This is a genomic window from Ensifer sp. 22460, assembly GCF_052044935.1.
In the GTDB taxonomy this organism is placed as follows: domain Bacteria; phylum Pseudomonadota; class Alphaproteobacteria; order Rhizobiales; family Rhizobiaceae; genus Ensifer.
The window spans coordinates 79,202-101,083 of sequence record NZ_JBQENZ010000025.1 but is presented as its reverse complement, the minus strand read 5'-3'; the positions used below and the strand labels follow the sequence as shown (position 1 = coordinate 101,083).

Genomic DNA, 21,882 nt, shown 5'->3' with positions numbered 1-21,882 from the left:
CAATGATTGTTCTTGGTATTGGCGCCGCACTCACAGCAATCCTGACAATGATGGCAGTATCGATCGTGCTCAACATCGAGCATAACCGCTCGGCAAAGCGCAGCTCTGTGTTTTGAGCAGGCTCAGGCCCGTATCTTCCTGATACAGCCAAGCATCTTTGCGGCCGTGAGCGAATGTTCTATGGCCGCTTTTCTTTGCCTGTATGCTTGAGTGCCGCCTCGCGCCATGCCTGCGCATAGATGACGAAGCTCTCGGGAATCTCGCCCGCAACCGGCTCGATCCCGGTCCTGACCCTCGATCCCTGGACGAGGCAGGCTGCACCGAGGCTCGTGCCCGTAACATTCTGGGGATCGGCGAAGACCGGCCTTCCGGTCGCCGCTGCGAGCATGCGCAGATAGGCCTTGTTTGCGGCAAACGGTCCCTCGACGACGACCTCCCCGCGCGCGCCGATCAGATCGAGGCAGGTGGCCGTCATCAGCGCCAGGTGAAACGAGACGACGGCAAAACGCTCGGCGGCGCCAAGCGCCTGTTCGTCGGTCGTCCAGATCGCCTTCGAAGTCGGAAAGGGACCAGACCCCTCGGGAATGGACGGCAGCAGCATGTGGCCGGCCTTGGCGACCGTCTCTTCCACATCCGGCGATGGGGGAACCGACCCCTCCCCCAGCAGAAGCTGGAAGGCGCGGCCGCCCATGAAGCGGGCCGAGGGCACGGGCTCGCCGAGCGCGTTGACATTGATGAGCGTGTCGCGATGTTCGTCGAGCGCCTTCGGCTCTGCGCCGACCGCCAGCATGACGACCCAGGTTCCGGTCGAAACGACCGAGAATGGCGAAGCGCGCGTCAGCAGATGCGGGAGCAGCGATGCGTTGGAATCATGAATGCCGCAATAGACGGGTGTATCAGGCGCAATGCCGGTTGCGGCACAGACTTCCGGTCGCAAGGCACCGGCGATATCGCTCGCCTTCAAAACCGGCGCAAAGAGTGGCCTCCAGCCCTGGCGTTCGACCAGAGACGAGAACGTGCCGGCTCGCGGGTTCCAAAGATCGGTATGACAACCGAGCGACGTCAGTTCGTTTGAGAGAACGCCGGTCAGGCGATAGGTCCAGTATTGCGCATAGGTGAGGATCGACGCGACCCGCGCAAAATCATCCGGAAAGGTCTTCTGCTGCCAATAGAGTTGCGCGCCGACATTGAGGCCCATAGGCAAGCGTGCAGAGCCAGTCTCTGAAAACGGGGGCCGCGCCACATCATATTCGGCGGCAAGGCTGTCGGGTCCGGCGTATTCATAGTCCAGCACCGGTAGCGCAAGGTGGCCTGCAGCATCGAGCACGACCGCTGTCGCGCCATGGGTGGTAATGGAGACTGCCTCGAAAGCGTGTTCGGCGTTAAGCGCCGCGAGGCTCTCAAGCAGGAAGGCCCAGAGGTGCTCGATATCGAAATGCGGATAGGGACCGGAAGTTAGCACCGCATTCGCCGTCTTGCGGACGGCGATCTCCTCGAACCGTTCGAGATCGACGGCCGCGACCTTCGCATTGGTCTTGCCGATATCGATGACGCAAACGACCCGCATCCGATCAGTCCATATGGAAGACGGTTTTGAGCGGCACCGCCACCGGCTCGTTATCGGCCTTGGTCTCCATGATATCGGCCATATAGGCCCACCATTTCCGCATGACGGGATGGGACGGCAGGTCGGCCATTCGGTGGTCGTCCGTGCGCCAGAGAACGCCGAAGAGCAGGCTGGTCTCCTCGTCCAGATGGATGGAATAGTCGGAGACGCCCGCCTCCTTCAGGAGCGCCGCCAGCTCCGGCCAGATGGCATCGTGCCGCGCCTTGTATTCGGCCGCCATGCCTGGGTTCAGCCGCATGCGGAAGGCGTATTTTTCCATCGGAACCTCAATGCGCGAGACGGCGGCGGGCACGCCGCCAGAGAATGGGGAGTGCGATGACCGAGATCAGCAGCAGGCCGATGAAGATCGACATGACGATACCGGGCACGTTGAGAAGGCCGAAGCCGAAGGTCACCATGCCCATGATCAGCGCCGCGAGCACGACGCCGGGGATGGTTCCGGAGCCACCGAGAATGTTGACGCCTCCGAGCACCACCATCGTCACCACTTCGAGCTCCCAGCCGAGCGCGATCGACGGACGGGTCGAGCCGAGGCGCGAGGTCAGGCAGATCGATGCAAGCCCCGCCATCAGACCGGTAAGCAGGAAGAGGATAAACTTGATGCGCGCGACCCGGATGCCGGAAAAAAGCGCTGCAGTCTGATTGTTGCCAATGGCATAGACCGCACGGCCGAAATTGGTCTTGTGCAGGACGATGCCGTAGACGACGGCGAGGATGACGAAGAGCGTGAACTCGAAGGAAAACACCCACCAGACATAGCCCTGGCCGAACCAGGAGAAACTGCCGGGATAGCCGGTGAAGGCCTGGTCGCCGAGAATGATGAAGGAGAGCCCGCGGAAGAGGCTCATGGTGCCGATGGTCACCACGATCGACGGCAGCCCGAGACCAGTGATCAACAGGCCGTTGACCGCGCCGCAAATGAGGCCCACTGAGAGGCCGATCGCCACCAGCGCCGGCGTATCGAAGCCGAGCTGGACGGCATAGCCCATCGCCGTCGAGGCAAGCGCGATGATCGAGGCCACCGACAGATCGATCTCGCCGGAGATGATCACGAGCGCCATGGCAAAGGCGATCATCGCCTTCTCGGTGAAGTTGAAGGTCGCGTCCGAGAGGTTCCACGGATCGAGGAAATACGGCGACGCCAGTGAGTTGCCGAGGAAGATCAGGCAGGCGACGACGAACAGCAGGCTTTCCCAGCTCCTCAAAAGCCGGGCGCTGCGCCCTTCCAGCCGATCGGGGATGTGGCGGGGAGCCAGGTGGGTTTCGGCCATCAGACAGCCTCCGCTTTTCTCAGGATGACACGGCCCTTTCGCCGCTCGGCGCGGGCGTTGACGGCAACAGCGATAATGATGACCGTGCCGGAAATCGCCATCTGCGCGAAGGGCGAAATGTTGATGACCGGCAGGGCGTTCTTGATCACGCCGAGAAACAGCGCGCCGAGCACTGCACCCGCGACGGTACCGATACCGCCGGCGATCGAGATGCCGCCGATGACACAGGCCGCGATGATGTCGAGCTCGAAGCCGGCGGCGATGTCGACATAGGCGACGGCATAACGCGACACCCAGAGATAGCCGGATAGCCCGGCGAGCGCGCCCGAAAGGCAATAGGCCGAGAAGCGGGTGCGGCCGACATCGATGCCGGTATAGACGGCCGCATGCGGATTGCCGCCGACGGCATAGAAGGCGCGGCCGAGGGCCGTGCGGTTCATCAGCAGGAAGACGAGCCCGATCATGACCAGCGACAGCCAGGAAAGAACCGGGAAGCCGAAGAGCGCGTCGCGCGGCAGCGCCTTGAATGCATCACTCATCTGGTGCGCGTTGATCCACTTGCCGTCGGTCAAGAGGAAGATCAGGCCGCGATAGATAGTGAGCGTGCCGAGTGTCACGACGATCGGCGGAATATCGAGTTTCCAGACGAGCGCGCCGTTGATCATACCGAGCAACGCGCCGAGCGCGATCGCGGCGAGCATGATCAGTGGGATCGGCAGGCCCGGAAAAGCAGCGTTCAGCATCGCCGCGACCATGCCGGAGAGCGCCAGGTTGGCAGCCATCGAAAGGTCGATGCAGCGCGTCAGGATCACAGCCATCTGGCCGAGCGCCAGGATAATGAGGATCGAGGTGTCGTTGTAGACACGCGCGAGATTGGCGGGTGCGACGAAAGGCGGGAAACGCCAGGTAATGAGCGCGAGCAGCACGGCGATCGCGCCGACGAGCAGCAGCTCACGATTCTTTAGAAACTTCGCCATCACGCGGCCTCCTGAATGCCGGCAGCGGCACGCACCAGCTTTTCGGCCGTCAGATCGGCGCGCTCGAAGCGCCCGGCGATCCGCCCCTCGCGCATGACGATGACGCGGTCGGACATGCCCATGATCTCGGGGATTTCCGAGGAGACCATGATGACGCTGAGGCCTTGAGCCGCAAGCTCGCTCATGAAGGCGTGCACGGCCGCCTTGGAGCCGATGTCGATGCCCTTGGTCGGCTCGTCGAGAATGATCACCTTCGGCTTGGTCGCCAGCCACTTGGCGATGACGACCTTCTGCTGGTTGCCGCCCGAGAGCGTGCCGACGTCTTGATCGAGCGAAGCAGCACGCAGATCGAGGCGCGCGGTGTACTCGCGGGCGAGCGCGAACTCGTTGGCAAGTTTCAGGAAGCCCGAGCGCGAGGTCCGCGACAGCGACGGCAAGGTGACGTTTTGAAAGATCGGCAATCCGATGATCGCGCCCTGGCGGCCGCGCTCTTCGGGCACATAGACGATGCCGCTGCGGATCGCCTCGGAGGGGCTGCGGATCACGAGCACCTCGCCATCGAGCCGGACCGCACCAGCGGAAGGCCGGGTGACGCCGATCAGCGACTGCATGAATTCCGATCGGCCGGCGCCGACGAGACCGTAGAAACCGAGGATCTCGCCGCGGCGAAGCTCGAAATTGATGTCCTCGAACTCGGTCGGGTGGCGGTAGCCCGAAACGGTGAGCACCGGCGCGCCGATCACCACTTCCTTCTTCGGGTAGACCGAACCGACGGCGCGGCCGACCATGAGGCGCACCAGTTCGTCCTGGCTGACATCGGCAATCAGGCCCTCATCCACCATCGTTCCATCGCGGAAGACGGTGTAGCGATCGGCAATGCGGAAGATCTCGTCGAACTTGTGACTGATGAAGAGGATCGCCTTGCCGTCAGCCTTCAACCGCTCGACGAGCGCATAGAGCTCGTGGATCTCCTTGTGCGACAGCGCGGCGGTCGGCTCGTCCATGATGACCACCTGGGCATCGACGGAAAGCGCGCGGGCGATCGCGACGAGATGTTTCTTGGCAATGCCGAGATCACGCAGGCGGATCGTCGGATCGAGATCGGCACCGGCGCGCGCAAGCAACGCGCGCGCATCAGTATTGAGCTTCTTCCAGTCGATCAGGCCGAAGCGATTGCGCGGTGCATGGCCGAGGAAGATGTTTTCGGCGACCGAGAGCTCATCGAAAAGCACGGTTTCCTGGTGGATCGCGGTGACGCCGGCACGCGCTGCGGCAAGTGCCGTCGGGAAATGGACCTCCTGCTCCGCAACGCGGATCGTGCCGCCATCCGGCTGATAGATGCCGGTCAGGATCTTCACCAGCGTCGACTTTCCGGCGCCGTTTTCGCCGATCAGCGCGGTCACCGATCCCGGATAGAGCGACAGCGAAACATCAGAGAGCGCCTTGACGCCGGGGAAGGACTTCGAGATCCCCTCAAGCGCGATGGCGGGCTTCATCCGCGATGTGAGCGTATCCTGGAGCAAGTTCCGTTCCGCCTGATCTATGTGCCTGACATCGAGGGCACCGCAGTCTGCAAATGCCCCTCTCCTCGGGTTTAACCCGAGGACTAACCCTCTCCCCGCGCGCGGGGAGAGGGAACGAGGACGCCGCTCTCCTCCCTCCTTGACGTGGAAGAGGAGCGAACGGTTGCCGCTTGTCCCTTCTCCCCGCCTGCGGGGAGAAGGTGCCGGCAGGCGGATGAGGGGCCCTTCCCTCACCGCGCGGATGAGGGGCGACGCCAGTTTGGTCGTTCGCCAGATCAGAAGATCTTGGCGAATTCCTCGACGTTCTTGGCATCGTAGACGAACGGGTCGGCCATCGCGCCTTCATTGTTGTCGTCGAGCTTGACGGCACCCATACGGCCCATCTTCAGTTCCGCGCCGGGCTTGGCTTCGGCACCGCCGATCAGATCATAGGCGATCATCGTTGCGGAATAGCCGAGGTCGATCGGGTTCCAGATGGCGAAGGACTTGGAAGCGCCCGACTTGACGTGGCCGGCCATTTCCGAGGGAAGGCCCAAGCCCGTTACGTTGATCTGGCCGATCTTGCCGGCGTCGGTAACGGCCTGTGCGGCGGCAACGATACCGACCGAGGTCGGCGCGATGATCGCCTTCAGGTTCGGATAGGACTGAATGAGCCCTTGGGTTTCGCGATAGGACTTGTCGGCAAGGTCGTCGCCATAGACGGTTGTTACGACGTTGATGCCCTTGTAGTTGCCCTGGACCTTCTTCATCTCGGCGATCCAGGTGTTCTGGTTGGTCGCTGTTGCGGACGCCGAGAGCACGGCGACGTCGCCGCCCTCAGGCAGGTTGTCGGCGGCAAGCTTGATGATCATGTTGCCGATCAGCGGGTTCGACGACGGGTTGAGGTGCATCAACCGGCCATCCTTGGCGACACCGCTGTCCCAGGAGATGACCTTGATGCCGCGGTCCATCGCCTTCTTCAGCGCCGGCACCAGGGCGTCCGTGTCGTTGGCCGAAACGGCGATCGCATCGACCTTCTGGGCGATCAGCGAGTTGATCACCTCGATCTGGCCCTCGGCGGTGGTCGAGGTCGGGCCGGTGTAGATCACTTCGACGTCGCCCAGTTCTTTGGCGGCTTCCTGGGCGCCCTTGTTGGCAGCTTCGAAGAAGCCGATGCCGAGCGCCTTGACGACGAGCGCGATCTTCTTGTTTTCCGCATGCGCGGCATTGGCCATCAGCGCAAGCGAAACCGCGGCCGTGACCATCAGTGACTTCAGGATCTTCATGCTCATTTCCTCCCATTGTCCGGTTCGCGAAAATCGCATCCGGCGCAAATTCCTCCGTTCGGCAACGACCCGGCTCCCTTAACCGTGACCACCGCCTTCCCCTCTCCTCACCCGCGTCAGGCGGACGAGGATATGTTCTCCGCATCCGTACCGGCCCTGCTGCTGGCCACAACCAGCCTCACCCCGGCATTTTCGAGCATCGCGGCATGCCTGTCCTCGATGCCCGAATCCGTAATGACAGTGGCGATCCGCTTCAGCCCGCAAAGAATGAGGCTCGATCGCTTGTGAAATTTCGACGAGTCGACCAGCACGACGAGTTCGTCCGCCTGATCGATCAGTTTCTGTTCCGCTTGGATCAGAAGCGGGTCCGCTTCCATCAGGCCGAGCGGCCCCAGTCCTTGAGCCCCCATGAACATGCGGCGCGCATAGAAATTGCGCGTCACGTCGTTGTCGAAGGGGCTTAAGATGATGTTCTGCTCGCGGTAGATCGTGCCGCCGGACAGCATCACCGTGTTCTTTGAGTGCTTTAAAAGGTGCTCGGCGATCGGGAAGGAATTGGTGAACACCTGCATGCGGCGATTGCTGAGAAAATGCACCATCTGGAAGGTGGTGGTGCCGCCATTGATGATGATCGGCTCGCCATCCTCGCAGAGCGCCACCGCCTCCTTGGCGATCGCCTGCTTCTCGCGGGCGTGCAGGCCTTCGTTGACCTTGAACGGCCGACCGGCAAGGCCGACGAATTGCGGCGGGTTGATTGCCTCGGCGCCGCCGCGCACACGGCGCAGCTTCTTCTGCACGTGGAGTGCCGCGATATCGCGCCGGATCGTCGCCTCGGAACTGTCGGTCAGATCGACCAACTCCTGGACGGTGACGACGGGTTTTTCCTGAACCGCCGACAGAATGATCCGATGTCTTTCTTTCTCGTGCATGCGTTCCTCCGATGGCGTTCATGCTTCCATCACGATCGACCATTGTCAATCACAATCAATCATATTTTTTCATTGTGCAGCGCAATATGCGCGAACTTGATCGTTTTTGATTGACTTTAACGCTCAAGTCCTATGATCTGATGCCAACCATATCTCCGTGCGGACGCCAAGCCGCACGACATCAGACCGGGAGGAATTCGAGATGCTCGACAAGCAGCAGGGCGCACGACTTGCAAACCTTTGGGACGAGGCGAAGGCTGCCGGTATGAGCGAATCCGAGCGGCTGCTCTATCGCTCGAACCTGCTTGGCTCCGACAAGCGCATCACCAATTATGGCGGCGGCAACACCTCGGCTAAGGTGATGGAAAAGGATCCGCTTGGCGGCGGCACTGTCGAGGTTCTCTGGGTCAAGGGCTCCGGCGGCGACGTCGGCACGATCAAGCTCGACGGCTTCGCGACGCTCTACATGGACAAGCTCAATGCGCTGAAGACGATCTATCGCGGCGTTGATTTCGAAGACGAGATGGTCGGCTACCTGCCGCATTGCACCTTCAATCTCAATCCGCGCGCCGCCTCGATCGACACGCCGCTGCATGCCTACGTGCCGAAGAAGCACGTCGACCACATGCATCCCGACGCGATCATCGCGATTGCCGCCGCCAACAACAGCCGCGAGCTGACGGCAAAAATCTTCGGCGACGACATCGGCTGGCTGCCGTGGAAGCGCCCCGGCTATGAGCTCGGTCTGTGGCTGGAAAAATTCTGCCTGGAAAACCCGAGTGCCCGTGGCGTCGTGCTCGAAAGCCACGGCCTCTTCACCTGGGGCGACACGGCGAAAGAGGCCTATGAGACGACGATCGAGATCATCAACAAGGCGATCGCCTGGTTCGAGGTCGAGAACACTAAGCCTGCCTTCGGGGGCGCAGTAACAGCGACGCTCGACGCTACTGCCCGCGCCGATGTCGCCCGCAAGCTGATGCCGGTCATCCGCGGCCTGATCAGCGCCGACGAGAAGAAGGTCGGCCATTTCGACGGCAGCCAGGCCGTGCTCGACTTCGTCACATCGAAGGACCTGAAGCCGCTGGCGGCGCTCGGCACGAGCTGCCCCGACCACTTCCTGCGCACCAAGATCCGACCGCTGGTGATCGAATTCGATCCGGCCAAGCCGGATATCGACGGGACGCTCGCTGCGCTTCCCGAGGCAATCGCCGCCTATCGCGCCGACTATGCGGCCTACTACGAGCGCTGCAAACGCGTAGACAGCCCGGCTATGCGCGATCCCAATGCGGTCGTCTATCTCGTGCCGGGCGTCGGCATGATCACATTCGCCAAGGACAAGGCGACCGCCCGCATCTCCGGCGAGTTCTATGTCAACGCCATCAACGTCATGCGCGGCGCTTCCGGTGTCTCCACCTATGTCGGCCTGCCGGAACAGGAAGCCTTCGACATCGAATACTGGCTGCTGGAGGAAGCGAAGCTGCAGCGCATGCCGAAGCCGAAGAGCCTTGTCGGCCGCATCGCGCTCGTCACCGGCGGTGCCGGCGGCATCGGCAAGGCGACGGCCAACCGGCTGATGCAGGAAGGCGCGTGCGTGGTGCTGGCCGATATCGACGAGACGGCGCTCGCCGCTGCCGAGAGCGATCTTTCGGCACGCTACGGCAAGGATGTCGTCCGCTCCGTCACCATGAATGTCACCAGCGAGGCGGCCGTCGAAGGCGGCTTCGCTGATGCGCTGCTGGCCTTTGGCGGCCTCGATATTCTCGTTTCCAATGCGGGTCTTGCCTCGTCCGCTGCGATCGAGGACACGACGCTTTCGCTCTGGAACAAGAACATCGAGATCCTCACGACCGGTTACTTCCTCGTCTCGCGCGAAGCCTTCCGCATCTTCCGCCAGCAGAAAGCCGGCGGCAATATCGTCTTCGTCGCCTCCAAGAACGGGCTTGCCGCCTCCCCCGGCGCCTCGGCCTATTGCACCGCCAAGGCGGCCGAGATCCATCTCGCCCGTTGCCTGGCACTTGAGGGCGCATCGGCGCAGATCCGCGTCAACGTCGTCAACCCGGACGCGGTGCTGCGCGGCTCGAAGATCTGGACTGGCGAGTGGAAGGAGCAGCGCGCCGCCGCCTACAAGATGGATGTCGACGACCTCGAGGCGCATTATCGCGAGCGCTCGATGCTGAAGCTCAGCGTCTTCCCGGAGGACATCGCCGAGGCGATCTACTTCCTCGCCTCCGACATGTCGGCGAAATCCACCGGCAACATCATCAATGTCGACGCGGGCAACGCCCAGTCCTTCACCCGCTGATCGAGGAGGTTTCCATGACGACGACGATGATCAGCCCGGCAACGGTCGAGGCCGAGAACGAAAGCCGTCTCACGGCGCTTCGCCGGGATTATGACAGCCTCGGCGAGCGGCTCGACCGCCGCGGTATCGCGATCGACGAGATCAAGCGCAAGGTCGCCGCCTATGGCGTCGCCGTCCCCTCCTGGGGTGTCGGCACCGGCGGCACGCGCTTTGCCCGCTTCCCCGGCAAGGGCGAGCCACGCAACATCTTCGACAAGCTCGAGGATTGTGCGGTCATCCATGAGTTGACCAGGGCGACGCCGACCGTCTCGCTGCACATTCCCTGGGACAATGTGAGCGACATTCCCGAACTGAAGCAGAAGGGCACGTCGCTCGGCCTCGGCTTCGACGCGATGAACTCCAACACCTTCTCCGACACACCGGGCCAGGAGCACTCCTACAAGTTCGGCTCGCTGTCGCATGTCGATGCCGCAACCCGCCGCCAGGCGGTGGAGCACAATCTCGAATGCATCGAGATCGGCCGGCAACTCGGCTCCAAGGCGCTAACGGTGTGGGTCGGCGACGGCTCCAACTTCCCCGGCCAGAGCAACTTCACCCGCGCCTTCGAGCGTTATCTCGACGCGATGAAATCGGTCTATGCGGCGCTGCCTGAGGATTGGCGGGTCTTTACCGAGCACAAGATGTTCGAGCCGGCCTTCTATTCGACCGTCGTTCAGGACTGGGGCACAAACTATCTGATCGCGCAGGAGCTCGGCCCCAAGGCCTTCTGCCTCGTCGATCTCGGTCACCATGCGCCGAACGTCAATATCGAAATGATCGTCGCCCGCCTCATCCAATTCGGCAAGCTCGGCGGTTTCCACTTCAACGATTCGAAGTACGGCGATGACGATCTCGACACGGGCGTGATCGACCCCTATCGGCTGTTCCTCGTGTTCAACGAGCTGGTGGATGCGGAAACGCGCGGCGCCAAGGGATTCAAGCCGGCGCATATGCTCGACCAGAGCCACAACGTCACCGATCCGATCGAGAGCCTGATGACGAGCGCGACCGAGGTTTGCCGGGCCTATGCCCAGGCGCTGATCGTCGATCGCAAGGTGCTTGAAGGCTGCCAGGAAGACAACGACGCGCTGATGGCGAGCGAGACGCTGAAGACCGCCTTCCGCACTGATATCGAGCCGATCCTTGCGATGGCGCGACTTGAGAGCGGCGGAGCGGTGGCGCCGGTCGCGACCTATCGGAAAAGTGGATATCGCGCGAAGGTCGCCGCCGAACGCCCGGCCGTTGCCGGCGGCGGAGGCGGCATCGTCTGATACCGATCGAGCAGCGCCGTGCCCTCGTCTTGGGGGTCCGGCGCGCGCCGGCGATCATTCAAATCTCAAAAAATCGCTGCGCGATGAAATTGCCCTCTATCTGATTTCGATTCCTGATCTATCTTTCCAATCGAGATCCAATGGAAAGGGGACCATTCATGGGTATTGAAAGCATTCTCGTCTTCCTGATCGTCGGCGCGGTCGCCGGCTGGCTCGCCGGCCTCATCGTCAAGGGTGGCGGATTCGGCCTTATCGGCAACATGGTCGTCGGCATCATCGGCGCCTTCATCGCCGGCTTCCTCTTCCCGGCGATCGGCATCAGCCTCGGCAGCGGTATTCTCTCGGCAATCCTGCACGCGACAATCGGTGCGGTGATCCTTCTGGTGCTGATCCGCATCGTCAAGCAGGCCTGAGCCCACACCATTCGGCGGCAGCCGCCTTCGCGCATGGAACGGCCCTCGGCCGTTCCATCTGGACGCGCGAACAGGGCTGTAGCACTGTGATCTGCTGGACGGGTCACCGGACGGAACATCGCACTTGCCAGACGGAGGCACGCATGAACGCGCTTTACACCGACAAGATCGAGACGGCGCTCAGGTCTTTCATCGCCGATCACCCGGGAACGCTGTCACGGGATCAGGCGATCGCCACGATCCTCGAGAACTGGTTCACCAGCCATGGCTATCTGCCGCCTGGGCAAGAAGGCCGACGCCCCGAAGACCTTGACGCTTCCAACGACGACTGAGAGATTTGCCCGCGCGAAGCCGAACGCCGTGGCGGTTGTTCGTAGCGCGGCTGATCGCCATCGCTCTTCAATAACGTGAATCCTTCGCCATGAGCCTGACTTCCGTCAAAGACTTCTTTTCCCAGCACGCCCCAGATATCGATGTCATCGAGCTTCAACAGAGCACCGCCACGGTTGCGCTCGCGGCCGAGGGCCACGGCGTCGAGCCGGCGCAGATCGCCAAGACACTGGCGCTTCGGGTTGGCGACGATGTGATCCTCATCGTCACGCGCGGCGACGCCCGCCTCGACAACAAAAAGTACAAGGCCCGCTTCGGCACCAAGGCCCGCATGCTCGGCTTCGACGAGGTGGAGGCGGAGACCGGGCACCCGGTCGGCGGCGTCTGCCCCTTCGGTCTTGCCAAGCCGCACAGCATCTATTGCGACTTGTCGCTCAAGGCCTACGACATCGTCGTGCCGGCCGCCGGTGCCACCAATGCGGCGGTGCACATCAGTCCCGCCCGCATCGTCGAACTGACCGGGGCCGAATGGATCGACGTGTCGGAAACGTAGTTCAACGTTTCGGAAACGTGACCTGCCTTGGAATGGCCACAAAGCTTAACTGAAACCGCAGGCGCGTCCCGGAGTGATTTGCCGGGTCCGGTTCTTTTTCATCGCAGGAGTCCGTCGAGCATGAAGACAATCGCGTACCCGCTCATCTTCGCCGCCACATGTTCCCCGGCGCTGGCGATGGATCAGTCCCTGGTGCGCCAGTTCGAAAAGCTCGACCCGCAGACCCGGCTCGAACAGCGGTGCGATACCGAGGCGATGGAGCGCATCAACGCCGACAAGTCGACCTTCAAGCCGGACAAGGTGATCGCCTACACCTTCGCCGAGCCGGTCGTGAAGGAAGACAAGATGAAGGCGCTGGGCGCCGTGTTCCGCAGCAAGGGGGAATGGTACAAGCTGAAGTTCAAGTGCCGCACCGACGCGGAGCACCTGGATGTCCTGTCTTTCGAATACAAGATCGGCGAGCTTGTGCCGCACGAGAGCTGGGACGAGTTCTACCTCTACCCCTGACGGGCGCGCCGCCCGAACCTTTGACCGTCGTTAGAGCACAGCCATTAGAAACAGCAGCGAGCCGAGCGAAAGCGCGGCCATGATGCTCATCAGCATCTTCATCATATGGGCTGCCATTTCGTACATCCTTGTCTCTGCTCCCTTAGGAATGAACGAATGCGTCTGCTTTCGGGCATGTGGCTCGATGAAGACCGGGTTCGAGCGCCATTGTTACAACCATCGAGATTGCGCAAGCATGGTTAACAAATCGCTAACGGGGGTCCTGCTCACCCTCTGCACAGCTGCCGCCTGAACGGCCTTTATTCAAGACAAGGCTCACGCAAGATCGAAGCGGAATAACGGAGCGTAGGATCGGCCTTCTCTGCGCGCTGCCCCTTGCGCCCTGAGGCGCCCGATCCCTGCCGTTGCATCGCCAGCCACCGCTGTTCTCGTGCCGGCGTGCAAGCAAACGAGACGCGACCGGCGGTCTGCGGAAGGCCCGCTGTCGCATGTGACTGACAATGGAGAGGCGAGTGAGCCAGGTTAAGCTGAGCATCTGCATTCCCACCTATAACCGCGCGCCCTTCCTCGAAAAGGCGCTCGGCTACTTCGTCGAACTCTACCAGTTCTCCTTCAAGTACGAGATCATCATTTCCGACAACGCCTCGACCGACGGCACCCGGGAGATCGTCGATCGCTTTGTCGCCAAGGGGTTGCCGATCCGCTATTTCCGCCAGTCGGAGAATTTCGGCGCGATTCCCAACGTCATCAGCGCCGTCAGCCGCGCGGTCGGCGAATACACGCTCTACCTCGCCGATGACGACGTGCTCATCAACGATGGCTTGCGCGAGGCAATCCGCTATCTGGATCTCAATCCGGAAGTGACGGTGTGCTTTGCGCCCTGGTACACACACGACGAGATCGACGAACGTGACAGTGCGCCGTTCTTCTCGGTCGATAAGGATACCAAGTTCAAGAAACGGGACTTCGAGCCGGTTTTCGATTTTCTCGTCGACCGACATGTCTTTCCCGAGATCGGCATTTACCGGACCTCGGCCCTGCGCTCCGCCTGGGCGCCCCGGCACTTCGCCTATTGGGCCTTCGCCTATCTCGCACATTTTCTGGAACTGGGCGCCGTCACCTTCCTGAAGAAGCCTTTCTATCGCCAGGTGATACGCTCGAAGATCGTCCGCGATCGGCCGCAGGCCGGCCACGCCGAGACGCTGACGGCATGGGATACGTACCGGGGCGGTCTTGAGTACTTCCTCTACAGCGGCGCCAAGCGCGGTGCCGTCAAGCTGACCGCCGATCGGCGCACCTATTTCGATGCCCAGATCAGGGACTTCACCATGATCCGCATGAGCGTTGCCTTGCGCATGTGGATGATGAAGAAGGACTACGTTCGCGCCTATGAACTCTATACGCGGCTGATGCTGGGCGGCTTCGAGCACCATCCCGATGTGCAGCAGGCACGGGGGTCGCTGCCCCTCATGGTCGCGCTTCAGACAGTCACCTGGCACACAAACGCGATCGCAGAAATCGATCGGCTTGTTCTTCACGGCGTGGACGACCACCGCGCGATCGAGGAACTGTTGCGCGAGCTGGGCCTTCGTTCCGAAATCGCTGTCGTGCCGCCAACGACACAATTGACAGCGGACGAGGTTGCCCGCACCGCCGTGTTCATTACCGCCGATAGTGACCGCAAGCAGTATCTGCGCAACGGCCATCCGCCGAACATGGTGGTCAGCGAAGGCGATATTCTCAGTCATGTTCTGATCTGAAACGGAAGGGCGCCATGGCGCCCTTCCTTGTTTTTCGCGATGTCACTCACGCCTGAGAGGCGGACCTGTGGCCGATAGCCGACGGCGTCCCGGCCGATCGACGTCCTCTCACGTGCTTTTCCTACTTGCGCATGACGCCCTTGTAGTAGGAACCATTTCTCGGCGGCGGGCGGTTTACGGTCTTTCCGGGCGGGTTGTACTTCTCGCTCCCGTGGCCTTCATTGACCGCCGTTGGTGAAACGCCCTTGTAGTAGCTGCCTCCTGCGAACGCAGGAGCGGACACACCCGCAGCGATCGTGGCCGCGACGAGCGTTGCTAGAGAGAGCCTGGAAAATTTACGCATTTCTGATCCTCGGTTGACCCTGCCACGACCCTGTTTTTGTTGTGGTTTCGTGGCATCGATTACGCGACGAAGACGTTCGCCGCTCAGGTCCTCCCGGGCGTGAGAATATGCGGAAGCTGCGACGAACATGTAACGCAGGTGACAGCCGTCGATTCCCACCTTCGCTAAAAGGGAGGATCGATGCCTGATCAGCGACGTGCTGGAACCCTCTCGGCTGCGATGCTTTCGTCATCGCTTCGCGACGACGCGATCGCTCAGCGGAAAAGCTGCAGGATGTTCTGCGCATTGGAGTTGGCTATCTGCAAAGCCTGGATGCCAAGCTGTTCCCGCGTCTGCAATGCCTTCAGCCGCGTCGACGTCTCGTTCATATCGGCATCCAGCAAACGTCCGCCCCCCTTTTCGATGGTGGCCATCAGCGTCTGACCAAAGGTCGTCTGCATGTCGATGCGCGTCAGCAGCGAGCCCAACGCGGCCGCTCCGTCAATCGTCTTCTGCAACACGACTTCAATGTACTGAATGTAGGAATCGAGCGACTGCGGGTTCGCGGCGACATCGATATCCAGGAAGTTGCGCCGCCGGCAGCGATCCGCTTTCGCGAGATGCTGGTGCAGGAGTGGACGACATATTGAGGGCAAACGAGTGACGCAACGCTCAGTAAACGCCGAACGTGGCTTTCAAGCTTTTCGAGACCAAACATTCAAGGAGATGAATGGTGCCCGGAGGCGGATTTGAACCACCGACACGCGGATTTTCAATCCGCTGCTCTACCAACTGAGCTATCCGGGCATCCTGCCGTTTCGGGCAGCGGTTCCTTGCGGAACCCTCGGGGCGCTTGTGTTTGCCCCGGAAGCGAGCGGGGTTATAGCATCTTGTTCGGCGGTGTCCAGCGCCAAATGAAAGTTTTTTGACCGAAATCCTGTGGACAGTCAAAAAAACCGAAAAAGCAAAGAGTTTCAGAGAGATCGCATTCGCTTCCCCCGTACTCTCCGAGACAGAAGTGGTCCTCGGAGACCGAAAATGGCGGCCGCATTCACCTGCTGGCGCGCAGGACCATCCAGGCGTCGTTCACGATAAAGAGGAGCGTTGAGGGAAAGGCCGGACCCACGCGCCCGACCGCAGCGGTACGCCTTAGCGATCGTCGTCGTCGGCCTTCGTTTCGTCGTCGGCAACCGGAATGGCATAGGAGCCGGAGAGCCAGCGATTGAGGTCGACATTGCGGCAGCGGTCGGAGCAGAAGGGATAGTGCTCCCGATGCGACGGCCGTCCGCATTCCGGGCAGGGTCGAGGCGCCCGCAGGGGCGCGACGTTCGAACCGCTCTTCTTCGTTTCGTCGTTATTTGTCTCGTCTGGCACCGGCTTCAGCCTTCCAGCCAACGATTGTGCACATCATAGCCTTCGCCGACAAGCAGGCTGACGGTTTCGTAGAGCGGCAGGCCGACGACGTTGCTGTAGGAGCCGACGAGTTTCACCACGAAGCTGCCGGCAATGCCCTGGATGCCGTAGCCGCCCGCCTTGCCGCGCCATTGGCCCGAGGCGAGATAGCTTTCGATATCGAAACCGGACAGGCGCTTGAAGCGCACCTTGGTGTCGACGACCTTCTGCCTGAGCGTCTTGTCCGGGGTGATCAGGCACACGCCGGTATAGACGCGATGGCTGCGGCCGGAGAGAAGGTGCAGTGCGCTGGTGGCTTCGCTGACCAGTTCCGGCTTCGGCAGGATGCGCCGGCCGACGCAGACGACCGTATCGGCCGCCAGAATATAGCTTCCGTCCCAGCCGGGCTCGCCCTTGATCGCCGCAAGTGCTGCGCGCGCCTTTTCAGCCGACAGACGCCTTGCGAGCGAACGCGGGTGTTCGGCACGCTTCGGCGTCTCGTCGAGATCCATCGGCATCAGGCGCGCGGGCTCGATGCCCGCCTGCGCCAGAAGTTCGACGCGACGCGGCGAGCCGGACGCCAGTATCAGTTTCTTGGCCACTGTCATCGGAACGAGCCGTCACTCCAGAGCAATTCCAGCAAAATGCGGGTGAAGCGGTTTTGCGTCTGGAATTGCAATCCAACCAAAGGTTAGAGCGTTTTCGCGATTCGAAGAAGAAGCGGAAATGCTCCAGGAATTGCGTAGAGCCGGAGCGGCTTACTTGAAGCGGTAGGTGATACGGCCCTTGGTAAGGTCGTACGGGGTCATCTCGACGAGAACCTTGTCGCCGGCAAGCACGCGGATGCGGTTCTTGCGCATGCGGCCCGCCGTGTGGGCGATGATCTCATGCTCGTTTTCGAGCTTCACGCGGAAGGTCGCATTCGGAAGCAATTCGGTGACCACGCCCGGAAATTCAAGGACTTCTTCTTTCGCCATGTAGGACTGTTCTTTCTATCTTTGTTTAGGGATACGTCAGGTATCCCGAAAAATTCGCCGGAAACTACACAATCAACGAGGATTTGTGAACCGTCTAACACCGGCTTTTGCGCTTTTGTGACGGCTACGGCGCCGCGCGTCCTATCAGAGGCGCAGAGGTCGCTATAGCACTTTGAACTGCTACGTGTCTTTAGCCTTAAATCGGATGGGATCTAAGAAGACATGGAAAAGAACTGTCGTCGGAAACCGCACTCGGATTTCCGGGAAGCTCTCAAGTTTTCTCTCGTCTGTGCGAGCCGACCAACCGATGATTGATCAGCGTCGACAGGTGATCGCGCACGGCGCGATACGCATCGACGATCTGCTCGCGGGTGCCGGCTGCCACCGTCGGGTCCGGCGTTGGCCAATAGACCACGTCGACGGCCATCGAGCGAGTCAATTCCAGCGCCTTGTGATGCGCCTCCGGCGCCAGCGTCACGATGAGGTCGAAGTAGTCGTCCTCGAGTTCATCCAGCGTGTGGGGCTGGTGGCGGCCGAGGCTCAAGCCCACCTCGGCCATGACCACGTCGACAAACGGATCGCGTTCGCCATGCCGGACGCCGGCCGAGGCAACATACGTTCCCGCTGGCAGCGCCGCCTTGGCGAGCGCTTCGGCCATCGGCGAGCGGATGGCATTCATGCCGCACATGAAGAGGACCGAGCGGGGCGCTTTCAACTGCGGTGCCTCGGTTGCCGTCATGCCGGTTCGCGCCTCTACCCGCGCCAATAGAGCACGCAGACGAGCGTGAACAGCCGGCGGGCCGTATCGAAATCCAGCCGGATCTTGCCGGACAGGCGATCCATCAGGGTCTGCGAGCCCTCGTTGTGAATGCCGCGGCGCCCCATGTCGATCGCCTCGATCTGGCTCGGTGTCGCCGAGCGGATCGCCTCGTAGTAGCTCTCGCAGATCATGAAGTAGTCCTTCACGATCCGGCGAAACGGCGTCAGCGACAGGATGTGGGTGGCGACATCGCCGCCCTTTTCGGTCGAGATCGAAAAGACCAGCTTCGCATCGACGAGCGAGAGATTGAGCTTGTAGGGGCCACAGGGATGGCCGACCGGTTCGAACAGGTTTTCTTCGAGCAGGTCGAAGATAGCAACCGCGCGCTCATGCTCCACGTCGGGCGTCGAGCGGCCGATGGTCTCGTCCAGAACGACATCGCAGAGGCGCAGATTGCGGTCCGCCTTCATCCAGCATCCCCGAGATTGAGGCGAATAGCGACGGAACGCGCATGGGCCTCCAGCCCCTCGGACTTTGCCAGCACGATCGCCGCCGGTCCGAGGATCCGCAACTGCTCCGGATCGAGCCGAAGGATCGACGTGCGCTTCATATAATCGAGCACGCCGAGGCCGGACGAGAAGCGCGCCGAGCGCGCGGTCGGCAGAACGTGGTTGGAGCCGCCGACATAATCACCGATGACTTCGGGCGTGTGCCGCCCGACGAAGATCGCGCCGGCATTGCGGATCTTCTCGACCATCGGCTCGGGATTGGCGAGCGCCAGCTCAAGATGTTCCGCTGCAATACGGTTGGCGAGCGGCACGGCCTTTTCGAGATCGGGCACGAGAATGACGGCGCCGAAATCGCGCCAGCTTGCCGAGGCCGTTTCGGCCCGCGGCAGCGTCTTCAATTGCCGCTCGACCGCGTCCTCGACCGCCTGGCCGAAGGCCGGATCGTCGGTGATCAGGATCGACTGGGCGCCGACGTCGTGCTCGGCCTGGGCCAGGAGATCGGCGGCGATCCAGTCCGGATCGTTGTGCTTGTCGGCGATGACAAGCACTTCCGAGGGACCGGCGATCATGTCGATGCCGACGGTACCGAAGACCTGGCGCTTGGCGGCGGCAACATAGGCATTGCCCGGGCCGACAATCTTGGCGACGGGGGCGATCGTCTCGGTGCCATAGGCAAGCGCCGCAACGGCCTGCGCGCCGCCGACGCGGTAGATCTCCTCGACGCCCGCAAGCCTTGCTGCTGCAAGCACCGCCGGATTGATCTCACCGCCGCTTGCCGGCACCACCATAACGATGCGGGGAACGCCCGCCACCTTCGCCGGCAGCGCATTCATCAGCACCGAGCTCGGATAGCTCGCCGTGCCACCGGGCACATAGAGGCCGACGGCATCGACTGCCGTCCAGCGCGAACCGAGGCCGACGCCCATCGTGTCTTCGTAGATATCGTCCTTCGGCCGCTGGCGCGCGTGGTGCGCCTCGATGCGGGTGGCAGCGACCTTGAGCGCGCCCAGCACTTCCGGCTCGACCGCCTGGATCGCCGCATCGATCTCGGCCGCGCTGACGGCCATCGGCGTCACGGAGAAATCGACGCCATCGAAGCGCTTGGAATATTCGGCGAGTGCCTGATCGCCCCGGGCGCGCACGTCGTCGATGATCGCCTTGACCACCGCATTGACGTCTTCGGACACCTCACGCTTGGTCGTCAGGAATGACGCGAACTTTTGTTCGAAGTCACCGTCGAGAAAATTGAGCCTGATTGCCAAAGGGGACGTCCTTGTATGCCAGTGTCGTTCGGGTCGAGCGGCTCAAGCGCCTTCGGGATGCTTGGGCTTGAAAGCGGTTTCCCACGCCCCGCCGGTATCCGCAAGCTGCGTTTCGATGCATTCGACGTCAAGCGCGATCGAGGCATCGCCGGCTAGAACCAGTTCGAGCGTGCCTTCCGGCCCCTCGCCGCGCACCGTGAACTTGAGCGTCAGCAGGTCAAGTACCGCTTCATCGTCGCGGCGGTCAAAGCCGACCGAGCGGACCGCATTCACCCGCTTGAACAGCAGCAGCGCGCGACGACGCTCGAAGGAGCAGCGCTTGCCGTCGGCCGTCTCCCAGACGAAGCGATTGACGACAAGCGAAAATAGCTTGCGGCGGGCGTCATATTCCAGCCCCGATACCTTGAACACGGCATCCTGGACATGGGCGGAGACGACAGCGAGATCTTCCTCGTCGAGCGCCAGCAGCTTCAGACCATTCATACCGTCCATTCCTTTCGTTTCGCCGCACATTTTCCGTGCCACAATTGAAATGGACATAGGATGTTGCGCCTGAAACCGCAACGGTATCAGGCGCAACCGATCAAATCAGTCGCTGACACGCTCGACATGCGCGCCGCAACGGGTGAGCTTCTCTTCCAGCCGCTCGAAGCCGCGGTCGAGGTGATAGACGCGCGAGACCATGGTTTCGCCTTCGGCTGCAAGGCCGGCGATGACGAGCGAGACCGACGCACGAAGGTCGGTTGCCATGACAGGCGCGCCCTTCAGCCGGCTAACGCCCTCGATCTTGGCCGTCTGGCCGGAGAGCGAGATCTTGGCCCCGAGGCGGGCGAGCTCCTGCACATGCATGAAACGGTTCTCGAAGATCGTCTCGGTGATGTGCGAGGTGCCGTTCGCCCTGGTCATCAGCCCCATGAACTGCGCCTGCAGGTCGGTCGGGAAGCCCGGGAAAGGATCGGTGACGATATCGACCGGCTTGATGCCGGCACCGTTGCGCACGACGCGGATGCCGCTGTTGGTCTCGGTGATCTCGGCGCCGGCGCGGCGGATCGCTTCCAGCGCCGTGTCGAGCAGCGCCATGTTCGTGTCTTCAAGGATGACGTCGCCGCCGGTCATGGCAACCGCCATGGCATAGGTGCCGGTCTCGATCCGGTCCGGCAACACGCGGTGACGGGCGCCGGAGAGCGAACGTACGCCTTCGATCGTGATCGTCGGGGTGCCCTGGCCGGTGATCTTGGCGCCCATGGCATTGAGGCAGTTGGCGAGGTCGACGACTTCGGGCTCGCGCGCGGCGTTGCCCAGCACCGTGGTGCCGTTTGCAAGCGTCGCGGCCATCATCAGGACGTGGGTGGCGCCGACGGACACCTTCGGGAAAGTGTAGCGTGCGCCGACCAGGCCGCCTTCCGGCGCCGTCGCGTTGACGTAGCCGCCGTCGATCTCGATATTGGCGCTGAGTGCCTGAAGGCCTTCGATGAAGAGATCGACCGGGCGCGTGCCGATGGCGCAGCCGCCGGGCAGCGATACGCGGGCCTTGCCTTCACGGGCGAGCAGCGGGCCGATCACCCAGAAGCTTGCGCGCATCTTCGACACCAGCTCGTAAGGCGCGGTCGTATCGACGATGTTGCGGCAGGTGAAATGGATGGTGCGGGCGTAGCTCTCGCCCTGGCGCTCGCGGCGACCATTGACGGAGATGTCGACGCCGTGGTTGCCGAGGATGCGGATCAGCTGCTCGACGTCGGCCAGATGCGGCACGTTTTCGAGCGTCAACGTGTCGTCGGTCAGAAGCGACGCGATCATCAGCGGCAGGGCCGCGTTCTTGGCGCCGGAAATCGGGATGACGCCGTTAAGCTTGTTGCCGCCTACAATCCTGATGCGATCCATGAGGCCTCTCGA

Annotated in this window: 24 protein-coding genes and 1 tRNA gene; 7 read left to right on the top strand and 18 right to left on the bottom strand. The window is 62.1% G+C overall.

Translation table 11 applies throughout. The annotated features are described in order from the left end of the window. Positions 1-178: 178 nt before the first annotated feature. The 7 genes from ACTJKM_RS26750 to ACTJKM_RS26720 form a co-directional block, all read right to left on the bottom strand. Positions 179-1,567, bottom strand: a complete 1,389-nt coding sequence (locus ACTJKM_RS26750) for an FGGY-family carbohydrate kinase (RefSeq protein WP_113513735.1) — start codon at positions 1,565-1,567, stop codon at positions 179-181. 4 nt (positions 1,568-1,571) lie between these two features. Further along, the gene (gene rhaM / locus ACTJKM_RS26745) at positions 1,572-1,886 is read right to left on the bottom strand and encodes an L-rhamnose mutarotase (protein ID WP_058323557.1); all 315 of its coding nucleotides are present in this window, start codon (positions 1,884-1,886) and stop codon (positions 1,572-1,574) included. A gap of 7 nt (positions 1,887-1,893) precedes the next feature. Beyond that, positions 1,894-2,898, bottom strand: coding sequence for an ABC transporter permease (locus tag ACTJKM_RS26740; protein ID WP_058328715.1), 1,005 nt, complete (start codon positions 2,896-2,898; stop codon positions 1,894-1,896). Continuing rightward, the gene (locus ACTJKM_RS26735; RefSeq protein ID WP_057248186.1) at positions 2,898-3,878 is read right to left on the bottom strand and encodes an ABC transporter permease; all 981 of its coding nucleotides are present in this window, start codon (positions 3,876-3,878) and stop codon (positions 2,898-2,900) included. The genes ACTJKM_RS26740 and ACTJKM_RS26735 overlap by 1 nt, the downstream gene beginning before the upstream one ends. After that, the gene (locus tag ACTJKM_RS26730) at positions 3,875-5,371 is read right to left on the bottom strand and encodes a sugar ABC transporter ATP-binding protein (protein WP_057248185.1); all 1,497 of its coding nucleotides are present in this window, start codon (positions 5,369-5,371) and stop codon (positions 3,875-3,877) included. The genes ACTJKM_RS26735 and ACTJKM_RS26730 overlap by 4 nt, the downstream gene beginning before the upstream one ends. A 302-nt stretch (positions 5,372-5,673) precedes the next feature. Then, a complete protein-coding gene (gene rhaS, locus ACTJKM_RS26725) occupies positions 5,674-6,663 on the bottom strand; it encodes a rhamnose ABC transporter substrate-binding protein (RefSeq protein ID WP_057248265.1) in 990 nt (329 codons plus the stop codon). 116 nt (positions 6,664-6,779) lie between these two features. Continuing rightward, on the bottom strand, positions 6,780-7,592 hold the full coding sequence (locus ACTJKM_RS26720; protein WP_057248184.1) for a DeoR/GlpR family DNA-binding transcription regulator: 813 nt from the start codon (positions 7,590-7,592) through the stop codon (positions 6,780-6,782). Between the two features lie 202 nt (positions 7,593-7,794). Between ACTJKM_RS26720 and ACTJKM_RS26715 the strand changes: the two genes are divergently transcribed. From ACTJKM_RS26715 to ACTJKM_RS26685, 7 genes are all read left to right on the top strand, one after another. Then, positions 7,795-9,894, top strand: a complete 2,100-nt coding sequence (locus tag ACTJKM_RS26715) for a bifunctional rhamnulose-1-phosphate aldolase/short-chain dehydrogenase (protein WP_058329021.1) — start codon at positions 7,795-7,797, stop codon at positions 9,892-9,894. 14 nt (positions 9,895-9,908) lie between these two features. Next, positions 9,909-11,204, top strand: a complete 1,296-nt coding sequence (gene rhaI / locus ACTJKM_RS26710; protein WP_058329022.1) for an L-rhamnose catabolism isomerase — start codon at positions 9,909-9,911, stop codon at positions 11,202-11,204. A 158-nt stretch (positions 11,205-11,362) separates the two neighbouring features. Further along, positions 11,363-11,617 carry a GlsB/YeaQ/YmgE family stress response membrane protein gene (locus ACTJKM_RS26705; RefSeq protein ID WP_057248181.1) on the top strand — a complete coding sequence of 85 codons (255 nt, stop codon included), beginning with the start codon at positions 11,363-11,365 and terminating at the stop codon, positions 11,615-11,617. A 143-nt stretch (positions 11,618-11,760) separates the two neighbouring features. Continuing rightward, positions 11,761-11,949, top strand: a complete 189-nt coding sequence (locus ACTJKM_RS26700; protein WP_057248180.1) for a hypothetical protein — start codon at positions 11,761-11,763, stop codon at positions 11,947-11,949. Between the two features lie 89 nt (positions 11,950-12,038). Continuing rightward, the gene (locus tag ACTJKM_RS26695) at positions 12,039-12,500 is read left to right on the top strand and encodes a YbaK/EbsC family protein (RefSeq protein ID WP_058323563.1); all 462 of its coding nucleotides are present in this window, start codon (positions 12,039-12,041) and stop codon (positions 12,498-12,500) included. Between the two features lie 120 nt (positions 12,501-12,620). Continuing rightward, positions 12,621-13,007: a DUF930 domain-containing protein gene (locus tag ACTJKM_RS26690; protein WP_057248178.1), complete on the top strand. Its 387-nt coding sequence runs from the start codon at positions 12,621-12,623 to the stop codon at positions 13,005-13,007. Between the two features lie 512 nt (positions 13,008-13,519). Beyond that, positions 13,520-14,767 carry a glycosyltransferase family 2 protein gene (locus tag ACTJKM_RS26685; RefSeq protein WP_058329023.1) on the top strand — a complete coding sequence of 416 codons (1,248 nt, stop codon included), beginning with the start codon at positions 13,520-13,522 and terminating at the stop codon, positions 14,765-14,767. 121 nt (positions 14,768-14,888) lie between these two features. On the opposite strand, the gene ACTJKM_RS26680 is transcribed toward ACTJKM_RS26685, so the two are convergent. From ACTJKM_RS26680 to murA, 11 genes are all read right to left on the bottom strand, one after another. Continuing rightward, positions 14,889-15,110, bottom strand: coding sequence for a hypothetical protein (locus tag ACTJKM_RS26680; protein WP_113398434.1), 222 nt, complete (start codon positions 15,108-15,110; stop codon positions 14,889-14,891). Positions 15,111-15,364: 254 nt separating this feature from the next. After that, on the bottom strand, positions 15,365-15,745 hold the full coding sequence (locus ACTJKM_RS26675) for a flagellin (protein WP_057248175.1): 381 nt from the start codon (positions 15,743-15,745) through the stop codon (positions 15,365-15,367). A 75-nt stretch (positions 15,746-15,820) separates the two neighbouring features. Continuing rightward, positions 15,821-15,896, bottom strand: a tRNA-Phe gene (locus ACTJKM_RS26670). A 342-nt stretch (positions 15,897-16,238) separates the two neighbouring features. Then, positions 16,239-16,463, bottom strand: a complete 225-nt coding sequence (gene yacG, locus ACTJKM_RS26665) for a DNA gyrase inhibitor YacG (protein WP_057248174.1) — start codon at positions 16,461-16,463, stop codon at positions 16,239-16,241. Positions 16,464-16,468: 5 nt separating this feature from the next. Next, positions 16,469-17,089 carry a Maf-like protein gene (locus ACTJKM_RS26660; protein WP_058323566.1) on the bottom strand — a complete coding sequence of 207 codons (621 nt, stop codon included), beginning with the start codon at positions 17,087-17,089 and terminating at the stop codon, positions 16,469-16,471. Between the two features lie 150 nt (positions 17,090-17,239). Then, positions 17,240-17,458 (bottom strand): translation initiation factor IF-1, encoded by a 219-nt coding sequence (gene infA, locus ACTJKM_RS26655; RefSeq protein ID WP_004435948.1) that lies wholly within the window; start codon positions 17,456-17,458, stop codon positions 17,240-17,242. Positions 17,459-17,729: 271 nt separating this feature from the next. Then, positions 17,730-18,197 (bottom strand): arsenate-mycothiol transferase ArsC, encoded by a 468-nt coding sequence (locus ACTJKM_RS26650; RefSeq protein ID WP_057248171.1) that lies wholly within the window; start codon positions 18,195-18,197, stop codon positions 17,730-17,732. 14 nt (positions 18,198-18,211) lie between these two features. Continuing rightward, complete coding sequence (locus ACTJKM_RS26645) at positions 18,212-18,688, bottom strand: UPF0262 family protein (RefSeq protein WP_057248170.1); 477 nt, start codon at positions 18,686-18,688, stop codon at positions 18,212-18,214. After that, entirely contained in the window at positions 18,685-19,989 is a 1,305-nt protein-coding gene (hisD, locus tag ACTJKM_RS26640; RefSeq protein ID WP_058323568.1) for a histidinol dehydrogenase, read from the bottom strand. Before hisD ends, ACTJKM_RS26645 begins: the two co-directional genes overlap by 4 nt. Before the next feature lie 42 nt (positions 19,990-20,031). Beyond that, positions 20,032-20,472, bottom strand: a complete 441-nt coding sequence (locus tag ACTJKM_RS26635) for a DUF2948 family protein (RefSeq protein WP_440661280.1) — start codon at positions 20,470-20,472, stop codon at positions 20,032-20,034. A gap of 105 nt (positions 20,473-20,577) precedes the next feature. Continuing rightward, positions 20,578-21,870: a UDP-N-acetylglucosamine 1-carboxyvinyltransferase gene (gene murA, locus ACTJKM_RS26630; RefSeq protein ID WP_057248168.1), complete on the bottom strand. Its 1,293-nt coding sequence runs from the start codon at positions 21,868-21,870 to the stop codon at positions 20,578-20,580. Positions 21,871-21,882: the final 12 nt, after the last annotated feature.